The following is an 18,029-nucleotide window of genomic DNA, read 5'->3' on the forward strand; positions in this document are numbered from 1 at the left end:
GGTACTGCAGGGGGGACCCTGTGGGAGAGTAGGACACCGCCGGACACCCATTACACGGAATGGCCACCCAACGCAGGGTGGCCATTCCGCGTTAACACGGTGGATTGCCGACGCAGAACGCATCCGGGAGGATCGAAGAATGGCAGAGCAGGAGCCGCGCGACGATCGACGCGCGCCGCGCGATCGACCCAGCAGCGGGAGGCCCTCGTCGCCGAGTTCGGACCGCAAGCCGTATGGCAAGCGCGACGGCGATCGGAAGCCGTACGCCAAGCGCGACGGCGACCGTAAGCCGTGGGAGAAGCGTGACGGCGATCGGAAGCCTTACGAGAAGCGCGACGGCGATCGGAAGCCGTACGAGAAGCGCGATGGTGACCGCCCGTACGCGAAGCGCGACGGCGACCGGAAGCCGTACGAGAAGCGTGACGGTGACCGTCCGTACGCGAAGCGCGACGGCGACCGGAAGCCGTACGAGAAGCGTGACGGTGACCGTCCGTACGCGAAGCGCGACGGCGACCGTCCCTACGCCAAGCGCGACGGCGACCGCCCGTACGCCAAGCGCGACGGCGACCGCCCGTACGCCAAGCGCGACGGCGACCGCCCGTACGCCAAGCGCGACGGCGACCGCAAGCCGTACGAGAAGCGCGACGGCGACCGCCCGTACGCGAAGCGTGACGGTGACCGCAAGCCGTACGAGAAGCGCGACGGCGACCGCAAGCCGTACGAGAAGCGCGACGGCGACCGCAAGCCGTACGAGCGCAGCGCGCGGCCGACGCGCGGCGGGGCGGACCGGCCTGACCGCGCCGTCCGCGAGGGCGAGATCCGTCCGGTCCGTCCGCGTCACGACGACCCGGTCATCTCCGATGACGTCACGCCGCAGGATCTGCCGCCGTCGGCGCGCAACGAACTGAAGACCCTGAGCAAGGAGAACGCCGAGCAGGTCGCGCGTCATCTCGCCATGGCGGCGCAGCTGATCGACGAGGATCCCGTGCTCGCGCACCAGCATGCCCTGTCGGCGTCGCGTCGCGCGGGCCGGATCGCAGTGGTGCGCGAGACGCTCGCGATCACGGCGTACGCGACGGGCGACTTCGCTCTGGCGCTGCGCGAGTTGCGCACGTACCGCCGCATCTCGGGCAAGGACGACCAGATCGCGCTCATCGTCGACAGCGAGCGCGGTGTGGGACGCCCCGACCGTGCGCTCGAGGTGGGTCGGTCGGTCGACCGCTCCACCCTCGACACCGCCGTCCGCGTCGAACTGGCGATCGCCATGTCCGGCGCCCGGCTCGATCTGGGCGAACCGGAGCGCGCGCTGCAGGAGCTCGACATCCCCGAGCTGGATCCCGACCGCGCCTTCGAATGGAGCCCGGGACTGTTCGCCGCGCGCGCCGCGGTGCTCGAGGAGCTCGGCCGTGCGGAAGACGCGGCTCAGTGGCACCGCCGCGCCGTGGTCGCCGGAGAGGCGCTGGATGCGGCATCGGGCCTCGGCGATCTCGAGACCGTCTTCGTCGAGGAGGTCCTGGAAGAGGAATCCCTCGAGGTCGACGCCGGCCCGGACGATGCCGACACCGGCGCCGACGCCTCCGTGCATGACGCCTTCGTCCATGAATCCTCCGTCCATGACGCCGAGTCCCTCCCCGACGACGCCGACGCCGGCGCCGACGAACCCGCCGGTGCTGAGGCATCCGTCGCCGACGAGGTGAGCGAGATCCTCATCGAGGCCGGCGTCGACGAGCCGGCGGCGGACGAGGCCGACCGCTGATGGCGCTGTTCGGGCGCCGCGCGGTGACGCGCGCCCCGCTCGACGGGGTCGACGTCGTGCTGGCCGACCTCGACGGCGTGGTGTACGCCGGCGCCGGGGCACTGCCGTATGCCGTCGAGAGCTTGAACCGCGCCCGCGACGGCCGCGTGCTCGCGTACATCACCAACAACGCGTCGCGGACGGATGCCTCGGTCGCCGGGCATCTCAGCGAACTCGGCCTCGCCACGGCGCCGCGTGACGTGGTGACCAGTCCGCAGGCCGCGATGCGACTGCTCGCCGACAAGATCGAGCCCGGCGCGACCGTGCTCGTGGTCGGCGGCGACGGTCTCGTGGTGGAGGTGGAGAAGGCGGGTTTCGTCGTCACGCGCAGCGCGGACGACGCCCCTGCTGCGGTCGTGCAGGGCTTCGCTCCCGAGGTCGGGTGGCTGCAGCTCGCCGAGGCGGCCTTCGCGCTCAAGACTCCCGAGGAGGAGGGCGGCATCCCCTGGGTGGCGACCAACACCGACTGGACGATCCCGCAGTCGCGGGGCGTCGCGCCGGGCAACGGCACGCTGGTGTCGGCGGTGCACACCGCCGTCGGCCGGCTCGCGACCGTCGCGGGCAAACCCGAGGCGCCGATCTTCCACGAGGCGGTGGCGCGCTTCGGGGCGCGGCATCCGCTCTTCCTCGGCGACCGGCTCGACACCGACATCCTGGGAGCCAACCGCGCGGGCATCGAATCCGCCCTCGTGCTGACGGGCATCGACCGGCCGAAGCACGTGCTGGCGGCGCCGGAGGGCTCGCGTCCGACGTACATCCTGGGCGACCTGCGCGAACTTCACGAGCCGTACCCGGAGGTGCACGTGAAGGACGGCGTCGCGAAGGTGCGCGATGCGCGCGTCGCGATCGACGGGGCCGACATCCGCATCCTGAGCGCCGGCGACCGGCCGATCGACCTCGTGCGCGCGGGCGCGGCGGCGATCTGGTCGACCGGGCGTGCGATCTTCGGGTTCCGCGTGCCCGAAGAGCTCTACGCCGATCCGTTCCACCGCCCCTGACCGCTGCTCGCCTCCGATCAGCGCGTGCGTGAGCGCGAGGCGCTTCGCGGTACCGTCGCGGCACCGACGTATCCTGGGGACCATGGATCAGCCCCGAGAGCGTGAGGACGAGACCGGCGACCTGCTGTCGACACTCGAGGTGATCGAGGCGCAGCCGCTGGCCACGCGCGCCGCGGCGTACGACACGCTGCACGACACCCTCGCCCGTCGCCTCGAGGCGAGTCCCGGCACCGGGTCATGACGAGCCGCCTCGACGCCGCTCTGGCCGCTCGAGGTCTCGCGCGCTCGCGGACGCACGCTGCGACGCTCATCGCCGAGGGAGTCGTGACCGTCGACGGACGCCCCGTGGTGAAGGCCTCGACGCCCGTGGCCGACGACAGCGTGATCGAGGTCGCCGCCGCCGACCACTACGTGAGCCGTGCCGCCCACAAGCTCATCGCCGGGCTCGACGCCTTCGAGGTCGACGTCCGGGGCCGGCTGGCGCTCGACATGGGCGCCTCGACCGGCGGCTTCACGCAGGTGCTCCGCGAGCGCGGCGCCGAGCCGGTGATCGCCGTGGACGTCGGGCACGGTCAGCTCGCGGCATCCGTCGCGGCAGACCCTGCCGTGAGATCGATCGAGGGCTTCAACGTGCGGTACATGACCGCGGCGTCCCTCGCCGAGGCGAGCGGGATCGCCGATGCGCCGTCCGTGATCACCGGCGACCTGTCGTTCATCTCGCTGGGCCACGTGCTGCCCGCCGCCCGCGCGGTCGCTGCCTCCGATGCCGACCTCGTGCTGCTGATCAAGCCGCAGTTCGAGGTCGGACGCACGGCTGTGAAGGGCGGACTCGTCACCAACCCCGTGCTGCGCGCCGACGCGGTCGCACGCGTGCTGTGGGCGGCGTGGGACGCCGGGCTCGGCACGTGCGGCCTGGTCTCCTCCCCGATCGCGGGCACGCACGGGAATTCGGAGTACATCGCCCACCTCGCGCCGGGCCGGGGGAGCAATCCGACAGAATGGATGAGCACTGTGAACCGACTGGCGGGGAGCCGATGAACAACGCCGACGCACGCGCCGAGCGCAGCATCCTGGTGGTGGCGCACGCGCATCGCGCCGACACGGTGGCCTCCGCCGAGCGCGTCGTGGCCGCCCTCCGCACCGCCGGGGCGACGCCCGTGCTCGCCCCCGACGACAAGCAGGAGCTCGTCGACGCCGGCTCGCCGCTGGGCGATGTCGCGGTCCTCGGCGTCGACGTGCCCGTCCCGCACATCGAGCTGGCGATCGTGCTCGGCGGGGACGGCACGATCCTGCGGGCGGCCGAGCTCGTCCGAGACGGCAGCGCGCCCGTGCTCGGCATCAACATGGGCCACGTCGGCTTCCTCGCCGAGATCGAACGCGACGACATGGATGAGGCGGTGCGGCGGGTGATCGCGCGCGAGTACGAGGTCGAGGAGCGCATGGCGCTCCAGGTGCGCGTGAAGGACACCGGCGACTCCGTCATCTACGAGACGTGGGCGCTCAACGAGGCGACGGTCGAGAAGGCCAGCCGCGAGCGCATGCTCGAGGTCGTGGTCGAGATCGACGGCCGCCCGCTGTCGACCTTCGGCTGCGACGGCATGGTCGTCTCGACGCCGACCGGTTCGACGGCCTACAACTTCTCCGCCGGCGGACCGGTGATCTGGCCGACCGTCGAGGCGATCTCGGTCGTTCCGCTGTCGGCCCACGCGCTCTTCGCCAAGCCGCTCGTCGTCGGGCCCGAGCACGCGGTCGCCATCGAGGTGCTCGAGCGCACGAACGGCACCGGCATCCTCTGGTGCGACGGGCGCCGCTCGCACGATCTGCCCCCCGGCGCGCGAGTCGTGGTCCGGCGGTCCGATCGCCCGGTGCGCCTCGCGCGCCTGCACCCCTCCCAGTTCACCGATCGCCTGGTGCGCAAGTTCCGGCTCCCGGTGGAGGGGTGGCGCGGTCCCGCCGCGATCACGGGTGTGCTGCCGGTGCGCACGGCGCCGGAGACGGATGCCACGCCCACCGCCGGCGCGGAGGCGCCGCTGTGATCGAAGAGATGCGGCTGCGCGACCTGGGCGTCATCGCCGAGGCGACACTGCCGATCGGGCCGGGCTTCACCGCCATCACGGGTGAGACCGGCGCGGGCAAGACGATGGTCGTGACCGGCCTCGGACTGCTGCTCGGCCAGCGGGCGGACTCCGGCGCGGTGCGCGCCGGAGCGTCGCAGGCCACCGTCGACGGCGTGTGGATCGTGCCCGAGGAGGGCCCGGTCGCCTCGCGCGTGCGCGAAGCCGGCGGTGACGTCGAGCCCATCGGCGGCGGGCGGGCCGAGCTGTACGTCGGGCGGTCCATCTCGAGCGAGGGCCGCGGCCGGGCATCCGTCGGCGGTCGCGCCGCGCCGGCGGGCGTGCTGGCCGACCTCGCCGAGCAGCTCGTCGTCGTGCACGGGCAGTCCGAGCAGCTGCGGCTGCGCTCCGCGGCGGCGCAGCGCGACGCGCTGGACCGGTTCGGCGGCGAGGCCGTCCACACCGCCCGCGACGCGTACCGGCGCGCCTACGAGCACTGGCGTGCGGTGGACCGCGAACTGTCGCAGCTCACCGACGACCGCGACGCCCGGGCGCGCGAGGCGGACGAGCTGCGGGCGCAGCTCGCCGAGATCGAGCAGGCGGCGCCCATGGCGGGGGAGGACGCCGACCTCGCGACCCGCGCCGAGCGCCTCGCCAACGCCGAGGAGCTGCGGCTCGCCGCCGCGTCCGCGCATGACGGCCTCTCGGGCGACGGGGACGTCCCCGACGCCGGGTCCCTCCTGGCCGAGGCCCGGCGCGCGCTCGAGCGCGTCCACGACCCCGTGCTCGAGGAGCTCGCGGGGCAGCTGGCCGACGTGGGCTACCGCGTGGCCGACATCGCCGCGGCCCTGGCCGGGTACCTCGCCGATCTCGACGAGTCCGGCCCGCACGAGCTCGCGGCCGTGGAGGAGCGCCGCGCCGTGCTCGCGGGCCTCGTGCGCACGCACGGCACCCTCGACGCCGCGATCGACCTCCTCGACACCGGCTCGGCGCGCCTGGCCGAGCTCGACGACGACGGCGAGCGCATCCAGCGGCTGACCGAGGAGCGGGAGGCTGCGGCATCCGTCCTCGACGACGCGGCGGCCGTCCTCACCGCCGCCCGCACCGACGCCGCCGCGCGCCTGGGCGCCGCCGTGACCGACGAGCTGCGCGCGCTGGCGATGCCCGATGCGCGGCTCGAGGTCGCCGTGACGCCCGGCGCCGACTCGACCCACGGCCGGGACGACGTCGCGATCCTCCTCGCGCCGCACCCGGGAGCGGAGCCCCGCCCGGTCTCGCGCGGGGCGTCGGGCGGCGAGCTCAGCCGCGTCATGCTCGCGATCGAGGTGGTGATCGCCGCGGTCGACCCCGTGCCGACGTTCGTGTTCGACGAGGTCGATGCCGGCATCGGCGGCGCCGCCGCGATCGAGGTCGGCCGCCGGCTCGCGCGGCTCGCCCAGTCGTCGCAGGTGATCGCCGTCACCCACCTCGCGCAGGTCGCGGCGTTCGCGGCCAACCACCTCACCGTCGTGAAGGCGAACGACGGCTCGGTCACGGCATCCGATGTCCGACGCCTGGACGGCGCCGATCGCGAGGCCGAGATGGCGCGGCTGCTGTCGGGCATGCCCGATTCCGACGCCGCGCTCACCCACGCCCGCGAGTTGCTCAGCCTTCGCTCGGATGCGAACGGGTGAGCGCCCCGGCGCCCGCGTGTCCTCCGCTCCCGCGAAGCTCAACGAAACACCGCCTGATAGGATAAAAGCCCGTGATGCAGACTTCTGATTCTTCCCACGGCGACTCCCAGAGCGACACCACCAAGCACATCTTCGTGACCGGTGGTGTCGTTTCCTCTCTGGGCAAGGGCCTCACCGCCGCCAGCCTCGGGAACCTGCTGACCGCGCGGGGTCTGCGCGTCGTGATGCAGAAGCTCGACCCGTACCTGAACGTCGACCCGGGCACGATGAACCCGTTCCAGCACGGCGAGGTCTTCGTGACCGACGACGGCGCCGAGACCGACCTCGACATCGGCCACTACGAGCGCTTCCTCGACATCGAGCTGAGCCAGGCGGCCAACGTCACGACCGGCCAGATCTACTCGCAGGTGATCGCCAAGGAGCGTCGCGGCGAGTACCTCGGCGACACGGTGCAGGTGATCCCGCACATCACCGACGAGATCAAGCGGCGCATGCGCCTGCAGGCGACCGAGGAGCCCCGCCCCGACGTCATCATCACCGAGATCGGCGGCACGGTCGGCGACATCGAGTCGCAGCCGTTCATCGAGTCCGCCCGCCAGATCCGCCACGAGCTCGGCCGCAACAACGTGTTCTTCGTTCACGTCTCGCTGGTGCCGTTCATGGGCGCATCGGGCGAGCAGAAGACCAAGCCGACGCAGCACTCCGTCGCGGCGCTCCGCTCGATCGGCATCCAGCCCGACGCGCTCGTGCTGCGCAGCGACCGGCCGGTCACCGAGTCGAACAAGCGCAAGATCGCGCTCATGTGCGACGTCGACGAGGGCGCCGTCGTGAACGCCGTCGACGTGCCGAGCATCTACGACATCCCGTCGATGCTCAACGAGCAGGGCCTGGACGAGTACATCGTGCGCGCGCTCGGACTGTCGCGTGCCGGCGACGTCGACTGGTCGCGCTGGCAGCGGGTGCTCAACGCCGTGCACAACCCCAAGCACGAGGTGACCATCGGCCTGGTCGGCAAGTACATCGACCTGCCGGACGCCTACCTCTCGGTCACCGAGGCCCTCAAGGCCGGCGGGTTCGCCCAAGAGACCCACGTCAGCATCCGCTGGATCCCGTCCGACGAGTGCGAGACGCCGGAGGGCGCCGCCAAGGCGCTGGGCACCCTCGACGGCATCGTGATCCCCGGCGGCTTCGGCATCCGCGGCATCGAGGGCAAGATCGGCGCGCTGAAGTTCGCGCGCGAGCAGGGCATCCCGACGCTCGGCATCTGCCTGGGCCTGCAGTGCATCGTCATCGAGTACGCCCGGCACGTCGCCGGCATCGAGGACGCGTCGTCGAGCGAGTTCGACCCCGACACCGAGCACCCGGTCATCGCGACCATGGAGGAGCAGGTCGACATCCTCGACCGTGGCGACATGGGCGGCACCATGCGCCTGGGGCTGTATCCCGCCGAGCTCGCCGAGGGCTCCATCGCCGCCGAGGTGTACGGCGCCCGGCGCGTCTCGGAGCGCCACCGGCACCGCTACGAGGTCAACAACCGCTACCGCGAGCAGATCGCCGAGGCGGGACTGGTGTTCTCCGGGATCAACCCCGACCTCGACCTCGTCGAGTACGTCGAGCTGCCGCGCGACGTGCACCCGTACTACATCGCGACGCAGGCGCACCCCGAGCTGCGCTCGCGCCCCACGAACGCGAACCCGCTGTTCCGCGGCCTCGTGGGCGCGGCGCTGGAGCGTCACCGTTCGAGCGAGCTGTTCGAGGTGGAGCCCTTCGAAGAGGTTCAGGAACCGGTCGCGTGACCGGCGGACGGATGCCGCAGCCCGGCGCCTCCGAGACGACCGGGGCGCTCCTGGCCGACGAGCCCGTCGACGCGACCGTCCTCGAGAGCGAGCGCGTCTACGAGGGCCGCGTGTGGGATGTGCGCAGCGACACGGTCGCCTACGGCGACGGGAGGATCGTGCGCCAGTACGTCGATCACCCCGGCGCCGCGGCGGTCGTGGCGGTCGACGACGAGAGCCGCGTGCTGCTGATCCAGCAGTACCGGCATCCGATCCGCCTGCGCGACTGGGAGGTGCCCGCCGGTCTGCTCGACGTGGCGGGTGAGACGCCGCTCGAGACCGCCCGTCGGGAGCTCGCCGAAGAGGCCGACCTGGTCGCCGACTCGTGGGAGCCGCTGCTGAGCATCTTCACCACGCCGGGCGGGAACGACGAGGTCGTGCACCTGTTCCTGGCGCGCGGCCTCTCGCCCGCCGGCGAGGTGCACGCGCGCGAGGACGAGGAGGCCGACATCCGCCTGGAGTGGGTGCCGCTGACCGACGTCGTCGCCGGCATCTTCGCCGGACGCCTTCGCAATGGCATCATGACCGTGGGGGTGCTCGCCGCGGCCGAGCGGCTGCGCGCGGCACAGGGGGCGCCGACGCCCTGACCTGCCGGTGGTGCAGGGCAGGGCACGGGTCGCCCCGGGACGAGGGCGGACGGACATGCGGATCGATCGTGCGGTGGACGCGTACCTGCGGCACATCGCGGTCGAGCGCGGGCTGTCCGAGAACACGGTGGCCGCGTATCGCCGCGACCTCGCCGGCTACGCCGGCTGGCTTCGCGAGCAGGGCGTCGAGGAGACCGGCGAGGTGACCCCGGTCATGCTCGGCAGCTTCGTCGCCGACCGCGCCGCCGCTCAGCCGCCGATGGCCGCGTCGTCGCTGGCGCGGCTGCAGTCGTCGGTGCGCGGGCTGCACCGCTTCCTGGCGCGGGAGGGCATCGAGACCGCGGACCCTTCCGCGAACCTGCGCCCGCCCAAGCAGCCGAAACGACTCCCGAAGGCGCTCACGATCGAGCAGGTGGAGAAGCTGCTGGATGCCGCGGGCCCGCCTCCCGCGACCGGCTCCGGCCCCGATGCGACCGGCGCCGCGGGCGGGGCGACCGGCGACCTGGTGGGGCTGCGCGACCGCGCGCTGCTGGAGCTGCTCTACGCCACCGGCGCCCGCGTGTCGGAGATCGTGCAGCTCGACGTCGACGACATGGCGCACGGCGACGTGCTGCGCGTGCGCGGCAAGGGGTCGAAGGAGCGGATCGTCCCGGTCGGCTCGTACGCGCGGGCCGCCGTCGACGCCTACCTGACCCGGTCGCGGCCCGAGCTGTCGCGTCGCGGGCGCGCCACGCCGCGGCTCTTCCTCGGCGCGCGCGGCGCGCCGCTGTCGCGGCAGAGCGCGTGGCTCGTGATCCATTCCGCCGCCGAGCGCGCCCACCTCACGGCGCACGTCTCGCCGCACACCCTGCGGCACTCGTTCGCGACCCACCTGCTGCAGGGCGGGGCCGACGTGCGGGTGGTGCAGGAGCTTCTCGGGCACGCGTCGGTGGCGACCACGCAGATCTACACGTACGTGTCGGTCGACGCGCTGCGCGACGTCTACGCGACGTCGCACCCGCGGGCGCGCTGACGACTGGCGCGCGAGCGGCTCGATCCGACAGACTGAGCCGCTGGGTCGCCCGCCGGCCGGGCGCCGCGGTGGCGCGCTATGTGCTGTGGCACGGCGCTTCATCGAAGGATTCTCCTAGAGCCGACTAGGATCGAGCGAGCACGAGGAAGCGGGAGCACGGTGGCTGACAGCACGGCGAAGACCAGATCGGGGAAGGCCTCGAAGTCCGAGGTCCCCATCGGGCCTACCGGGCGTCCGTACCAGGGCTTCCCGACGCCGCCGAAGCTGAACGGGCACGGTCCCGCCCGCATCATCGCCCTGTGCAACCAGAAGGGCGGCGTCGGCAAGACGACCACCTCGATCAACCTCGCAGCCGCGCTCGCAAGCTACGGACGCCGCGTGCTCGCGGTCGACTTCGATCCGCAGGGCGCGCTGTCGGCCGGCCTCGGCATCCAGACGCACGAGATCCCGACGATCTACGATCTGCTGCTGGACGGCAAGCGCGACCCGCAGGACGTCATCGTGCAGACGCGCGTCGAGAACCTCGACGTCCTCCCCGCCAACATCGACCTGTCGGCGGCCGAGGTGCACCTGGTCAACGAGGTCGCGCGCGAGCAGACGCTCTCGCGCGTGCTGCGCAAGGTGGCCGGCGAGTACGACGCGATCCTCATCGACTGCCAGCCGTCCCTCGGCCTGCTCACGGTGAACGCGCTGACCGCGAGCCACGGCGTCATCATCCCGCTGGAGTGCGAGTTCTTCGCCCTCCGCGGTGTCGCGATGCTCATCGAGACGATCGACAAGGTGCGCGACCGCCTCAACCCGACGATCCGCCTCGACGGCGTCCTGGCCACCATGTACGACGCCCGCACGCTGCACTCGCGCGAGGTGCTCGAGCGCGTGGTGGACGCGTTCGGCGACGACGTGCTCGAGACCGTCATCGGCCGCACCGTCAAGTTCCCGGACGCCTCGGTGTCGGGCATGCCGATCACCGAGTTCGCGCCCGAGCACGCCGCGGCGCAGGCCTACCTGCGACTGGCGCGGGAGCTGGTCGCCCGTGGTGCCGTCGCCTGACGCTCCGACAGGCTCAGCGCCCGCGGGCGAAGGCCCGGCGGCCGCCGGCGACGGGTTCCGCGTCGCCCTGTCGAACTTCGACGGTCCGTTCGACCTCCTGCTCAGCCTCATCTCCAAGCACGAGCTCGACATCACCGAGGTGTCGCTGTCGCTCGTGACCAACGAGTTCATCGCCTACCTGCGCGAGCTCGGACCCGAGGAGGAGCTCGAGGAGGCGTCGGAGTTCCTCGTGGTGGCAGCGACCCTGCTCGACATGAAGGTCGCGGGGCTCCTGCCGCAGGGGGAGCTCGTGGACGCCGAGTCCGTCGCGCTCCTCGAGGCGCGCGACCTGCTGTTCGCGCGCCTGCTGCAGTACCGCGCGTTCAAGGAGGTCTCGGCCTGGTTCGAGCGGTGCCTGCGTCGCGAGAGCGGGCGTCACACCCGGTCGGTGCGGCTGGACGAGAAGTACCGGCAGGCGGTGCCCGAGCTGGTGTGGTCGCTCAGTGCCGAGGACTTCGCGGCGCTCGCCATGCTCGCCATGACGCCGAAGGAGATCCCGCGGGTCGGCCTCGACCACCTGCATGCGCCGCTGGTGAGCATCCGCGAGCAGGCGGCCATCGTGGTGACGCTGCTGCGGGATGCCGGCTCGCTGAGCTTCCGCGAGCTGATCGCCGGCGTCTCGCAGCCGGGAGTCGTGGTGGCGCGCTTCCTCTCGGTGCTCGAGCTCTACCGCCACGCCGCCCTGTCCTTCGAACAGCTCGAGCCGCTCGGCGAGCTGACGCTCCGCTGGAGCGCGCAGCGCTGGAGCGACGAGAATCTCGCCACCCTGGGAGCCGACTATGACCACTGACACGACGCCCGACCCGCCCGTTGTGGACGCCTCCGACGTCGCGCGGCGCCTCGAGGCGATCCTCCTGATCGTCGAGGAGCCGCAGAGCCTCGTGAGCCTGGCGGCCGCCGTCGGCGCGCCGGTGCCCGCCGTCCGCCAGGCGATCGCGGCGCTCGTCGACGACTACGACGGGCGCAGCGGCGGGCCGGTGCGCGGCTTCGAGCTGCGCGAGGTCGGCGGCGGCTGGCGCCTGTACGTGCGCGAGGAGCTCGACGACCTGGTGAGCGAGTTCGTGGGCGGACAGGCGCCGTCGCGACTGTCGCAGGCCGCGCTGGAGACCCTCGCCGTCATCGCGTACAAGCAGCCGGTGACCCGCAGCCAGGTGGCGTCGATCCGCGCCGTGAACGTGGACTCGGTGGTGCGGACGCTGCTGGCGCGCGGACTGATCACCGAGCTGTTCGCGGATGCCGAGACCGGCGCCATCAACTACGGCACGACGGACGCGCTGCTGGTTCACCTCGGCATCAACTCGCTGGACGAGCTGCCGCACATCTCACCGCTGCTGGACGGCGCGGACGAAGTCGGCGACGGCATGGAAGAGGGGGTGCGTCGATGACGGGCGCAGAAGCGGAGGGCGAGCGCCCTTCGACAGACTCAGGGCAACGCCTGCAGAAGGTGCTCGCGAACGCGGGCGTGGCCTCGCGGCGCGTCGCCGAGAACATGATCGTCGAGGGCCGGGTGCGCGTGAACGGCCGGGTCGTCACCGAGCTGGGCTCGCGCGTGGACCCCGAGAACGACCTCGTCGACGTCGACGGCACGGCCGTCCAGCTGGATCAGTCCAAGCGCTACGTCATGCTCAACAAGCCGACGGGCGTCGTCAGCTCGATGAAGGACGACCGCGGTCGCCCCGACCTGCGGCGCTACACCGAGGAGTGGGACGAGCGGCTGTACAACGTGGGGCGATTGGATGCCGACACCAGCGGCCTCCTCGTGCTCACCAACGACGGCGAGCTCGCGCACGTCCTCGCCCACCCGTCGTTCGGCGTCACCAAGGTCTACATCGCCAAGGTCGAAGGCACCGTGACGGCCCAGACGATCCAGCGGCTGGTGCGCGGGGTCGAGCTCGAGGACGGCCCGATCGCCGCAGACAAGGCGCGGCTCCTGTCCACGTCGGCGGAGGGCGGCGGATCGCTGGTCGAGCTGACGCTGCACTCGGGGCGCAACCGCATCGTGCGGCGGATGATGGCCGAGGTGGGGCATCCGGTCGTCGAACTCGTCAGGCGCCAGTTCGGCCCGCTCCACCTGGGAACCCTGCCAGCCGGGCGCACCCGCGAGTTGACTAAAGTGGAGCGCGGCGCTCTGCTGACCCTCGCGCGCCGGGCCGCCCCACAGGAGGACTAAGTGACCGAGACCCTCCTCGCTGCGCGCGTGCAGGGAACGGTGCGGATCGTCGGCGCCGGCCTGCTCGGCGCCAGCATCGGACACGCCCTCCGGGCGCGCGGCGTCGACGTCGCGCTCGACGACACGTCCCCGTCCCAGCTGCGCCTCGCCATCGACTACGGCGCCGGCCGCGCCGCGGACGATCGCGACGAGCCGGTCCTGGTCGTCGTGGCGGTGCCGCCGGATGTGACCGCCCACGTCATCGAGCGCGAGCTGGCCCGCTTCCCGCGGGCGGTGGTGACGGATGTCGCGAGCGTCAAGCTCGAGCCGCTGCGCGAGCTGCGTGAGCGCGGCGTCGATCTGACCCATTACATCGGCTCCCATCCGCTCGCCGGACGCGAGCGCGGGGGAGCGATCTCGGCGCGCGCCGACATCTTCGTCGGGCGCCCGTGGGTGGTCTGCCGCGACGAGGAGACGTCGTCGTCCGACCTCGCGCTGGTCGAGGGGCTCGCGCTCGACCTCGGTGCGACGCCCATCGAGATGACTCCCGAAGACCACGACCGCGCTGTCGCCCTCGTCTCGCACGTGCCGCAGCTCGTCGCGAGCCTGCTCGCGGGACGCTTCGTCGACGCCCCCGACGGGTCGCTGCGCCTGGCCGGCCAGGGCGTGCGCGACACGACGCGGATCGCGGCATCCGCCCCCGAGCTGTGGGTGCAGATCCTCGGCGCCAACGCGGAGCCGGTCGTTGACGTGCTCGATCAGCTCGCGACCGACCTGACGGCGGTCGCGGACGCCCTGCGCCGGCCGGACGCCCCCGGCGCCCGGCGCGCTGTCGCCGACACCATCCGGCGCGGCAACGACGGCGTCGAGCGGCTCCCGGGCAAGCACGGCCAGAACCGCCGCTTCGAGCAGGTCGTGGTGATGGTCGACGACACTCCCGGTCAGCTCGGACGGCTCTTCGGCGAGCTGGGAGAGCTCGGCGTGAACGTGGAAGACCTGCGCCTGGAGCACTCGCCCGGCGCCCAGTTCGGCCTCGCCGAGATCAGCGTCGTCCCCAGCGCCGTGCGCCGGGCCGTCGACGGCCTCGAGTCGCGCGGCTGGAAGATTGCGAGCACCACCAATGACTGAGTCCCTGACCCGGCCGCCGGCAGACACGCCGGCCCCGACGGTCGTCGCGATCGACGGCCCCGCCGGCAGCGGCAAGTCCAGCGTCTCGAAGCAGGTCGCGCGCCGTCTCGGCTTCGGCTACCTCGACACCGGCGCGGCCTACCGCGCCCTGGCGTGGCACGCCCTCGAGCGCGGCTTCGACACCTCGGATGCGGCATCCGTCCTCGATGCGACCGGCGACTTCGACTACGCCATCTCGCTCGATCCCGACGCGTACTGGGTGCGCGTGGGCGAGGCGGACGTGACCGACGCCATCCGCGAGCCCCGCGTGACCGACGCCGTGAGCGGCGTGGCCCGGGTGCCGGCGGTGCGCGAGTCGGTGAACGCGCTGTTCCGCTCGCTCGTCGCGCGCTCGGGGCGCCCGGGCGTGGTGGTCGAGGGCCGCGACATCACGACCGTCGTCGCCCCCGATGCCCCGGTGCGCATCCTCCTCACGGCGGCGCCGGAGGTGCGCGCCGCGCGGCGCAGCGCCGAACTGACGACGCACGACGCCGCGGCGGTCGCCGCGGCGCTCCACCAGCGCGACGCGAAGGACTCGGCCGTGGTCGACTTCCTCACCGCCGCGCCGGGCGTCGAGGTCGTCGACTCGACCGACCTCGACTTCGATCAGACCGTGGACGCCGTGCTGGCCGTCATCCGCGCGGTCGACTGCGCCGCAGGCGAGACGCCGTCGGCGTCCTCGCGCGGCACCACGACTCACACCCGGACGGGAGCCTGAGATGGCCGCTGACACCACCCCCGACTTCGACGAGTTCGAGGCCGGCGAGGACCACCTCGCCGAGAACCTCGCCGAGCTCGACGACGACCTCGCCGAACAGCGCGCGGCCGCCCTGCGCGCCGGCCTCGAGGACTACGCCCTCGACGCCGAGGACGCGGCCCTGCTGGAGGGGCTCGTCCGCGGCGAGGACGGCGTCGAGTTCCTGCCGGCGCTGCCGGTCGTGGCGATCGTCGGCCGACCGAACGTGGGCAAGTCGGCCCTCGTCAACCGCATTCTGGGCCGTCGCGAAGCCGTGGTCGAGGACACGCCGGGGGTCACGCGCGACCGGGTGACGTACAAGGCCGAGTGGATGGACCGCCGCTTCACCCTCGTCGACACCGGCGGCTGGGAGCCCGACGCCCGCGGGATCGACCGCTCGGTCGCCGCGCAGGCGGAGGTCGCCATCGACCTGTCGGACGTCGTGCTGTTCGTCGTCGACGCGATGGTCGGCGCCACCTCCACGGACGAGCACGTCGTGCGACTGCTGCGCAAGGCGAACAAGCCCGTCTTCCTCGTCGCCAACAAGGTGGACGACGCCCGTCAGGAGCCCGAGGCCGCCGCGCTGTGGAACCTGGGCCTGGGCGAGCCCCACCCCGTCTCGGCCATCCACGGCCGCGGCGTCGCCGACCTCCTCGACGAGGTCGTCAAGGTGATGCCGGACGTGTCGGCGGTGGCGAAGGCCGAGATCGGCGGCCCGCGCCGCGTCGCCATCCTGGGCCGCCCCAACGTCGGCAAGTCGTCACTGCTCAACAAGGCCGCCGGCGAGGAGCGCGTCGTCGTGAACGAGCTCGCCGGCACGACGCGCGACCCCGTCGACGAGATCGTCGAGCTCGGCGGCAGGCTGTGGCGCTTCGTCGACACCGCCGGCATCCGCCGCCGCGTGCACCTTCAGCAGGGCGCCGACTTCTACGCGTCGCTGCGCACGTCGGCCGCGCTCGAGAAGGCCGAGGTCGCGATCGTCGTGATCGACGTGACGCAGCCGGTGAGCGTGCAGGACCTCAACATCATCGACCTCGTGCTGGAGTCGGGGCGCGCGCTGGTGATCGCCTACAACAAGTGGGACCGCCTCAACGACGACGACATGGACGGCCAGGACCGTCGCCGCTACCTCGAGCGCGAGATCGAGCAGGACCTGGCGCATGTCACGTGGGCGCCGCGCGTCAACATCTCCGCGCGCACCGGACGCCACCTCGACAAGCTCGTGCCGGCCCTGGAGACGGCGCTGGAGTCGTGGGATCAGCGCATCCCCACCGGCAAGTTCAACGCCTTCCTCACCGAGCTCATCGCCGAGCACCCGCACCCGGTGCGCGGCGGAAAGCAGCCGCGGATCCTCTTCGGCACGCAGGCGTCGACGCGTCCGCCCACCTTCGTGCTGTTCACGACCGGCTTCCTCGACCCGGGCTACCGCCGCTTCATCCAGCGGCGCCTGCGCGAGCTGTACGGCTTCGAGGGGACGCCGATCGTGATCAACATGCGGGTGCGGGAGCGCCGCCAGCGCTGACCGGACTCAGGTGCCCTGGCGGGCCGGGCGGACCATCGCGGTCACGTCCGGCTCGTGGAACCCGAACTGCCGGTAGAGGCCGTGGGCGTCGCCGGTGAACAGCGTCCAGCGCATGTCGGCACCGGGTCCGTCGTCGATCATGAGGCGCAGCAGGCGCTTGCCGAGGCTCTGCCCGCGGTGATCGTCGAGCACGAAGACGTCGGCGAGATAGGCGAATCCGATGCCGTCGGACACCGCGCGGGCGAATGCGACCTGCTCCCCGGTGTCGCGCCGGTAGGCGCCCACGACCCGCCAGGCGCCGTCGATCTGCGTCTCGAGCTGGTCCCGTGTGCGCCAGCGCCCCCAGTACGCCCGGGTGGACAGGAAGTCCCACACCACGTCGCGCTGGATCCGGGCGGGGTCGTCGTCGAGGTCGTAGTCCACGGGGTCCATTGTGGCGAGCCGTCGCGGGACGGCGGGCGGGCCGCCCGAGACCCTGTGGCCCGGTGGTGTGACAGGCTGGCAGGGTGACGATCGAGCCGCCCGCCCCCGGTGAGCCGCGGCGTCCGCACGGGCCTCGCGACGCCGGTGACGCCTGGGTGGTCGCGCCGACGGGGGAGCGGTACTGGGGCCGGTTCGGGGCCGCCGGGCTCCTCGCCGTCGATCCCGGACGCGGCGTGCTGCTGCAGCATCGCGTCTCGTGGAGCCACTTCGGCGACACCTGGGCGCTGCCCGGCGGGGCGCGGCACGAGGGCGAGACCGCCTGCGACGGCGCCCTGCGCGAGTCGGCCGAAGAGGCGGGCGTGCCGGATGCCGCGGTGCGGCCGCGCGTGCTGAGCGTGCTCGATCTCGGCTACTGGACCTATACGACGGTCGTCGGGGATGTCGTCGTGCCCTTCGAGCCCGTCATCAGCGACCCCGAGAGCCGCGAGCTCGCGTGGGTCCCGGTCGACGAGGTCACCCGGTACCCGCTGCACCCCGGGTTCGCCGAATCCTGGGGACGGCTGCGGCAGCTGCTCGACGTGCGCCCGGCGGTGGTCGTCGACATCGCGAACGTCATGGGGTCGGTGCCCGACGGGTGGTGGCGCGACCGATCCGGCGCCGCCGGTCGCTTGCTCGCGCGTCTCGCCGAGCTGGCGGCGCGGGGCGTCGCGGCATCCGCCCTCGACCTCCCCGAGCACACTTGGTATCCGGAGTGGACGGCCGTCGTCGAGGGTCAGGCTCGCAGTGCCGCCGGCGCTGCGGGTGTCGAGGTCGTCCGAGCCGAGGCATCCGGCGACGACGCGATCCTCGCCGCCGCCGAGCGCGCCGTCGCCGCGGGGCGCATGGTGACCGTCGTCACGAGCGATCGCGGCCTGGCGGAGCGGGTGACGGATGCCGGAGCCGCCGTCCGCGGCGCCCGCTGGGTGCTGGAGCTGCTCGAGAAGTGAACC

Annotated in this window: 18 protein-coding genes; 17 read left to right on the plus strand and 1 reads right to left on the minus strand. The window is 72.6% G+C overall.

Annotated features, from left to right (window positions below):
• The first annotated feature begins 139 nt into the window (after positions 1–139).
• From ACWGUG_RS06370 to der, 16 genes are all read left to right on the plus strand, one after another.
• A complete protein-coding gene (locus tag ACWGUG_RS06370; protein ID WP_452324202.1) occupies positions 140–1,756 on the plus strand; it encodes a primosomal protein in 1,617 nt (538 codons plus the stop codon).
• A complete protein-coding gene (locus tag ACWGUG_RS06375; protein WP_336397689.1) occupies positions 1,756–2,793 on the plus strand; it encodes an HAD-IIA family hydrolase in 1,038 nt (345 codons plus the stop codon). The genes ACWGUG_RS06370 and ACWGUG_RS06375 overlap by 1 nt, the downstream gene beginning before the upstream one ends.
• A gap of 82 nt (positions 2,794–2,875) precedes the next feature.
• On the plus strand, positions 2,876–3,034 hold the full coding sequence (locus tag ACWGUG_RS06380) for a hypothetical protein (RefSeq protein WP_336397690.1): 159 nt from the start codon (positions 2,876–2,878) through the stop codon (positions 3,032–3,034).
• Entirely contained in the window at positions 3,031–3,831 is an 801-nt protein-coding gene (locus ACWGUG_RS06385; protein WP_452324203.1) for a TlyA family RNA methyltransferase, read from the plus strand. The genes ACWGUG_RS06380 and ACWGUG_RS06385 overlap by 4 nt, the downstream gene beginning before the upstream one ends.
• The gene (locus tag ACWGUG_RS06390) at positions 3,828–4,829 is read left to right on the plus strand and encodes an NAD kinase (RefSeq protein WP_452324204.1); all 1,002 of its coding nucleotides are present in this window, start codon (positions 3,828–3,830) and stop codon (positions 4,827–4,829) included. The genes ACWGUG_RS06385 and ACWGUG_RS06390 overlap by 4 nt, the downstream gene beginning before the upstream one ends.
• Complete coding sequence (recN, locus tag ACWGUG_RS06395; protein ID WP_452324205.1) at positions 4,826–6,520, plus strand: DNA repair protein RecN; 1,695 nt, start codon at positions 4,826–4,828, stop codon at positions 6,518–6,520. Before ACWGUG_RS06390 ends, recN begins: the two co-directional genes overlap by 4 nt.
• A gap of 74 nt (positions 6,521–6,594) precedes the next feature.
• The gene (locus tag ACWGUG_RS06400) at positions 6,595–8,316 is read left to right on the plus strand and encodes a CTP synthase (protein ID WP_336398045.1); all 1,722 of its coding nucleotides are present in this window, start codon (positions 6,595–6,597) and stop codon (positions 8,314–8,316) included.
• Positions 8,313–8,942, plus strand: a complete 630-nt coding sequence (locus ACWGUG_RS06405) for an NUDIX hydrolase (protein WP_336397694.1) — start codon at positions 8,313–8,315, stop codon at positions 8,940–8,942. The genes ACWGUG_RS06400 and ACWGUG_RS06405 overlap by 4 nt, the downstream gene beginning before the upstream one ends.
• A gap of 55 nt (positions 8,943–8,997) precedes the next feature.
• Positions 8,998–9,954: a site-specific tyrosine recombinase XerD gene (xerD, locus tag ACWGUG_RS06410; RefSeq protein WP_452324206.1), complete on the plus strand. Its 957-nt coding sequence runs from the start codon at positions 8,998–9,000 to the stop codon at positions 9,952–9,954.
• A 159-nt stretch (positions 9,955–10,113) separates the two neighbouring features.
• Positions 10,114–11,004: a ParA family protein gene (locus ACWGUG_RS06415; RefSeq protein ID WP_336397696.1), complete on the plus strand. Its 891-nt coding sequence runs from the start codon at positions 10,114–10,116 to the stop codon at positions 11,002–11,004.
• Positions 10,988–11,833, plus strand: coding sequence for a segregation/condensation protein A (locus ACWGUG_RS06420; RefSeq protein WP_442928182.1), 846 nt, complete (start codon positions 10,988–10,990; stop codon positions 11,831–11,833). Before ACWGUG_RS06415 ends, ACWGUG_RS06420 begins: the two co-directional genes overlap by 17 nt.
• Positions 11,823–12,428 (plus strand): SMC-Scp complex subunit ScpB, encoded by a 606-nt coding sequence (gene scpB / locus ACWGUG_RS06425; RefSeq protein ID WP_336397697.1) that lies wholly within the window; start codon positions 11,823–11,825, stop codon positions 12,426–12,428. The genes ACWGUG_RS06420 and scpB overlap by 11 nt, the downstream gene beginning before the upstream one ends.
• Positions 12,425–13,213, plus strand: a complete 789-nt coding sequence (locus ACWGUG_RS06430) for a pseudouridine synthase (RefSeq protein ID WP_452324207.1) — start codon at positions 12,425–12,427, stop codon at positions 13,211–13,213. The genes scpB and ACWGUG_RS06430 overlap by 4 nt, the downstream gene beginning before the upstream one ends.
• Positions 13,214–14,320, plus strand: coding sequence for a prephenate dehydrogenase (locus tag ACWGUG_RS06435; RefSeq protein ID WP_336397699.1), 1,107 nt, complete (start codon positions 13,214–13,216; stop codon positions 14,318–14,320).
• Positions 14,313–15,077, plus strand: a complete 765-nt coding sequence (gene cmk, locus ACWGUG_RS06440; RefSeq protein WP_452324208.1) for a (d)CMP kinase — start codon at positions 14,313–14,315, stop codon at positions 15,075–15,077. The genes ACWGUG_RS06435 and cmk overlap by 8 nt, the downstream gene beginning before the upstream one ends.
• A 1-nt stretch (position 15,078) precedes the next feature.
• The gene (gene der, locus ACWGUG_RS06445; protein WP_336397701.1) at positions 15,079–16,617 is read left to right on the plus strand and encodes a ribosome biogenesis GTPase Der; all 1,539 of its coding nucleotides are present in this window, start codon (positions 15,079–15,081) and stop codon (positions 16,615–16,617) included.
• A 6-nt stretch (positions 16,618–16,623) separates the two neighbouring features.
• Here the strand turns inward: der and ACWGUG_RS06450 are convergent, their stop codons facing one another.
• Positions 16,624–17,049 (minus strand): GNAT family N-acetyltransferase, encoded by a 426-nt coding sequence (locus ACWGUG_RS06450; protein ID WP_336397702.1) that lies wholly within the window; start codon positions 17,047–17,049, stop codon positions 16,624–16,626.
• Between the two features lie 74 nt (positions 17,050–17,123).
• On the opposite strand from ACWGUG_RS06450, the gene ACWGUG_RS06455 reads away from it, so the two are divergent.
• Entirely contained in the window at positions 17,124–18,026 is a 903-nt protein-coding gene (locus ACWGUG_RS06455; protein ID WP_452324209.1) for an NUDIX domain-containing protein, read from the plus strand.
• The last annotated feature ends 3 nt before the right edge of the window (positions 18,027–18,029 follow it).

The sequence above is a fragment of the Microbacterium sp. NPDC055455 genome (genome assembly GCF_053619935.1).

Coding starts and splice junctions, on each gene's coding strand:
- scpB (WP_336397697.1), top strand. CDS start 11,823: ATGACCACTGACACGACGCCCGACCCGCCCGTTGTGGACGCCTCCGAC.
- cmk (WP_452324208.1), top strand. CDS start 14,313: ATGACTGAGTCCCTGACCCGGCCGCCGGCAGACACGCCGGCCCCGACG.
- ACWGUG_RS06380 (WP_336397690.1), top strand. CDS start 2,876: ATGGATCAGCCCCGAGAGCGTGAGGACGAGACCGGCGACCTGCTGTCG.
- xerD (WP_452324206.1), top strand. CDS start 8,998: ATGCGGATCGATCGTGCGGTGGACGCGTACCTGCGGCACATCGCGGTC.
- ACWGUG_RS06370 (WP_452324202.1), top strand. CDS start 140: ATGGCAGAGCAGGAGCCGCGCGACGATCGACGCGCGCCGCGCGATCGA.
- ACWGUG_RS06450 (WP_336397702.1), bottom strand. CDS start 17,049: ATGGACCCCGTGGACTACGACCTCGACGACGACCCCGCCCGGATCCAG.
- ACWGUG_RS06400 (WP_336398045.1), top strand. CDS start 6,595: ATGCAGACTTCTGATTCTTCCCACGGCGACTCCCAGAGCGACACCACC.
- ACWGUG_RS06385 (WP_452324203.1), top strand. CDS start 3,031: ATGACGAGCCGCCTCGACGCCGCTCTGGCCGCTCGAGGTCTCGCGCGC.
- ACWGUG_RS06390 (WP_452324204.1), top strand. CDS start 3,828: ATGAACAACGCCGACGCACGCGCCGAGCGCAGCATCCTGGTGGTGGCG.
- ACWGUG_RS06430 (WP_452324207.1), top strand. CDS start 12,425: ATGACGGGCGCAGAAGCGGAGGGCGAGCGCCCTTCGACAGACTCAGGG.
- ACWGUG_RS06375 (WP_336397689.1), top strand. CDS start 1,756: ATGGCGCTGTTCGGGCGCCGCGCGGTGACGCGCGCCCCGCTCGACGGG.
- der (WP_336397701.1), top strand. CDS start 15,079: ATGGCCGCTGACACCACCCCCGACTTCGACGAGTTCGAGGCCGGCGAG.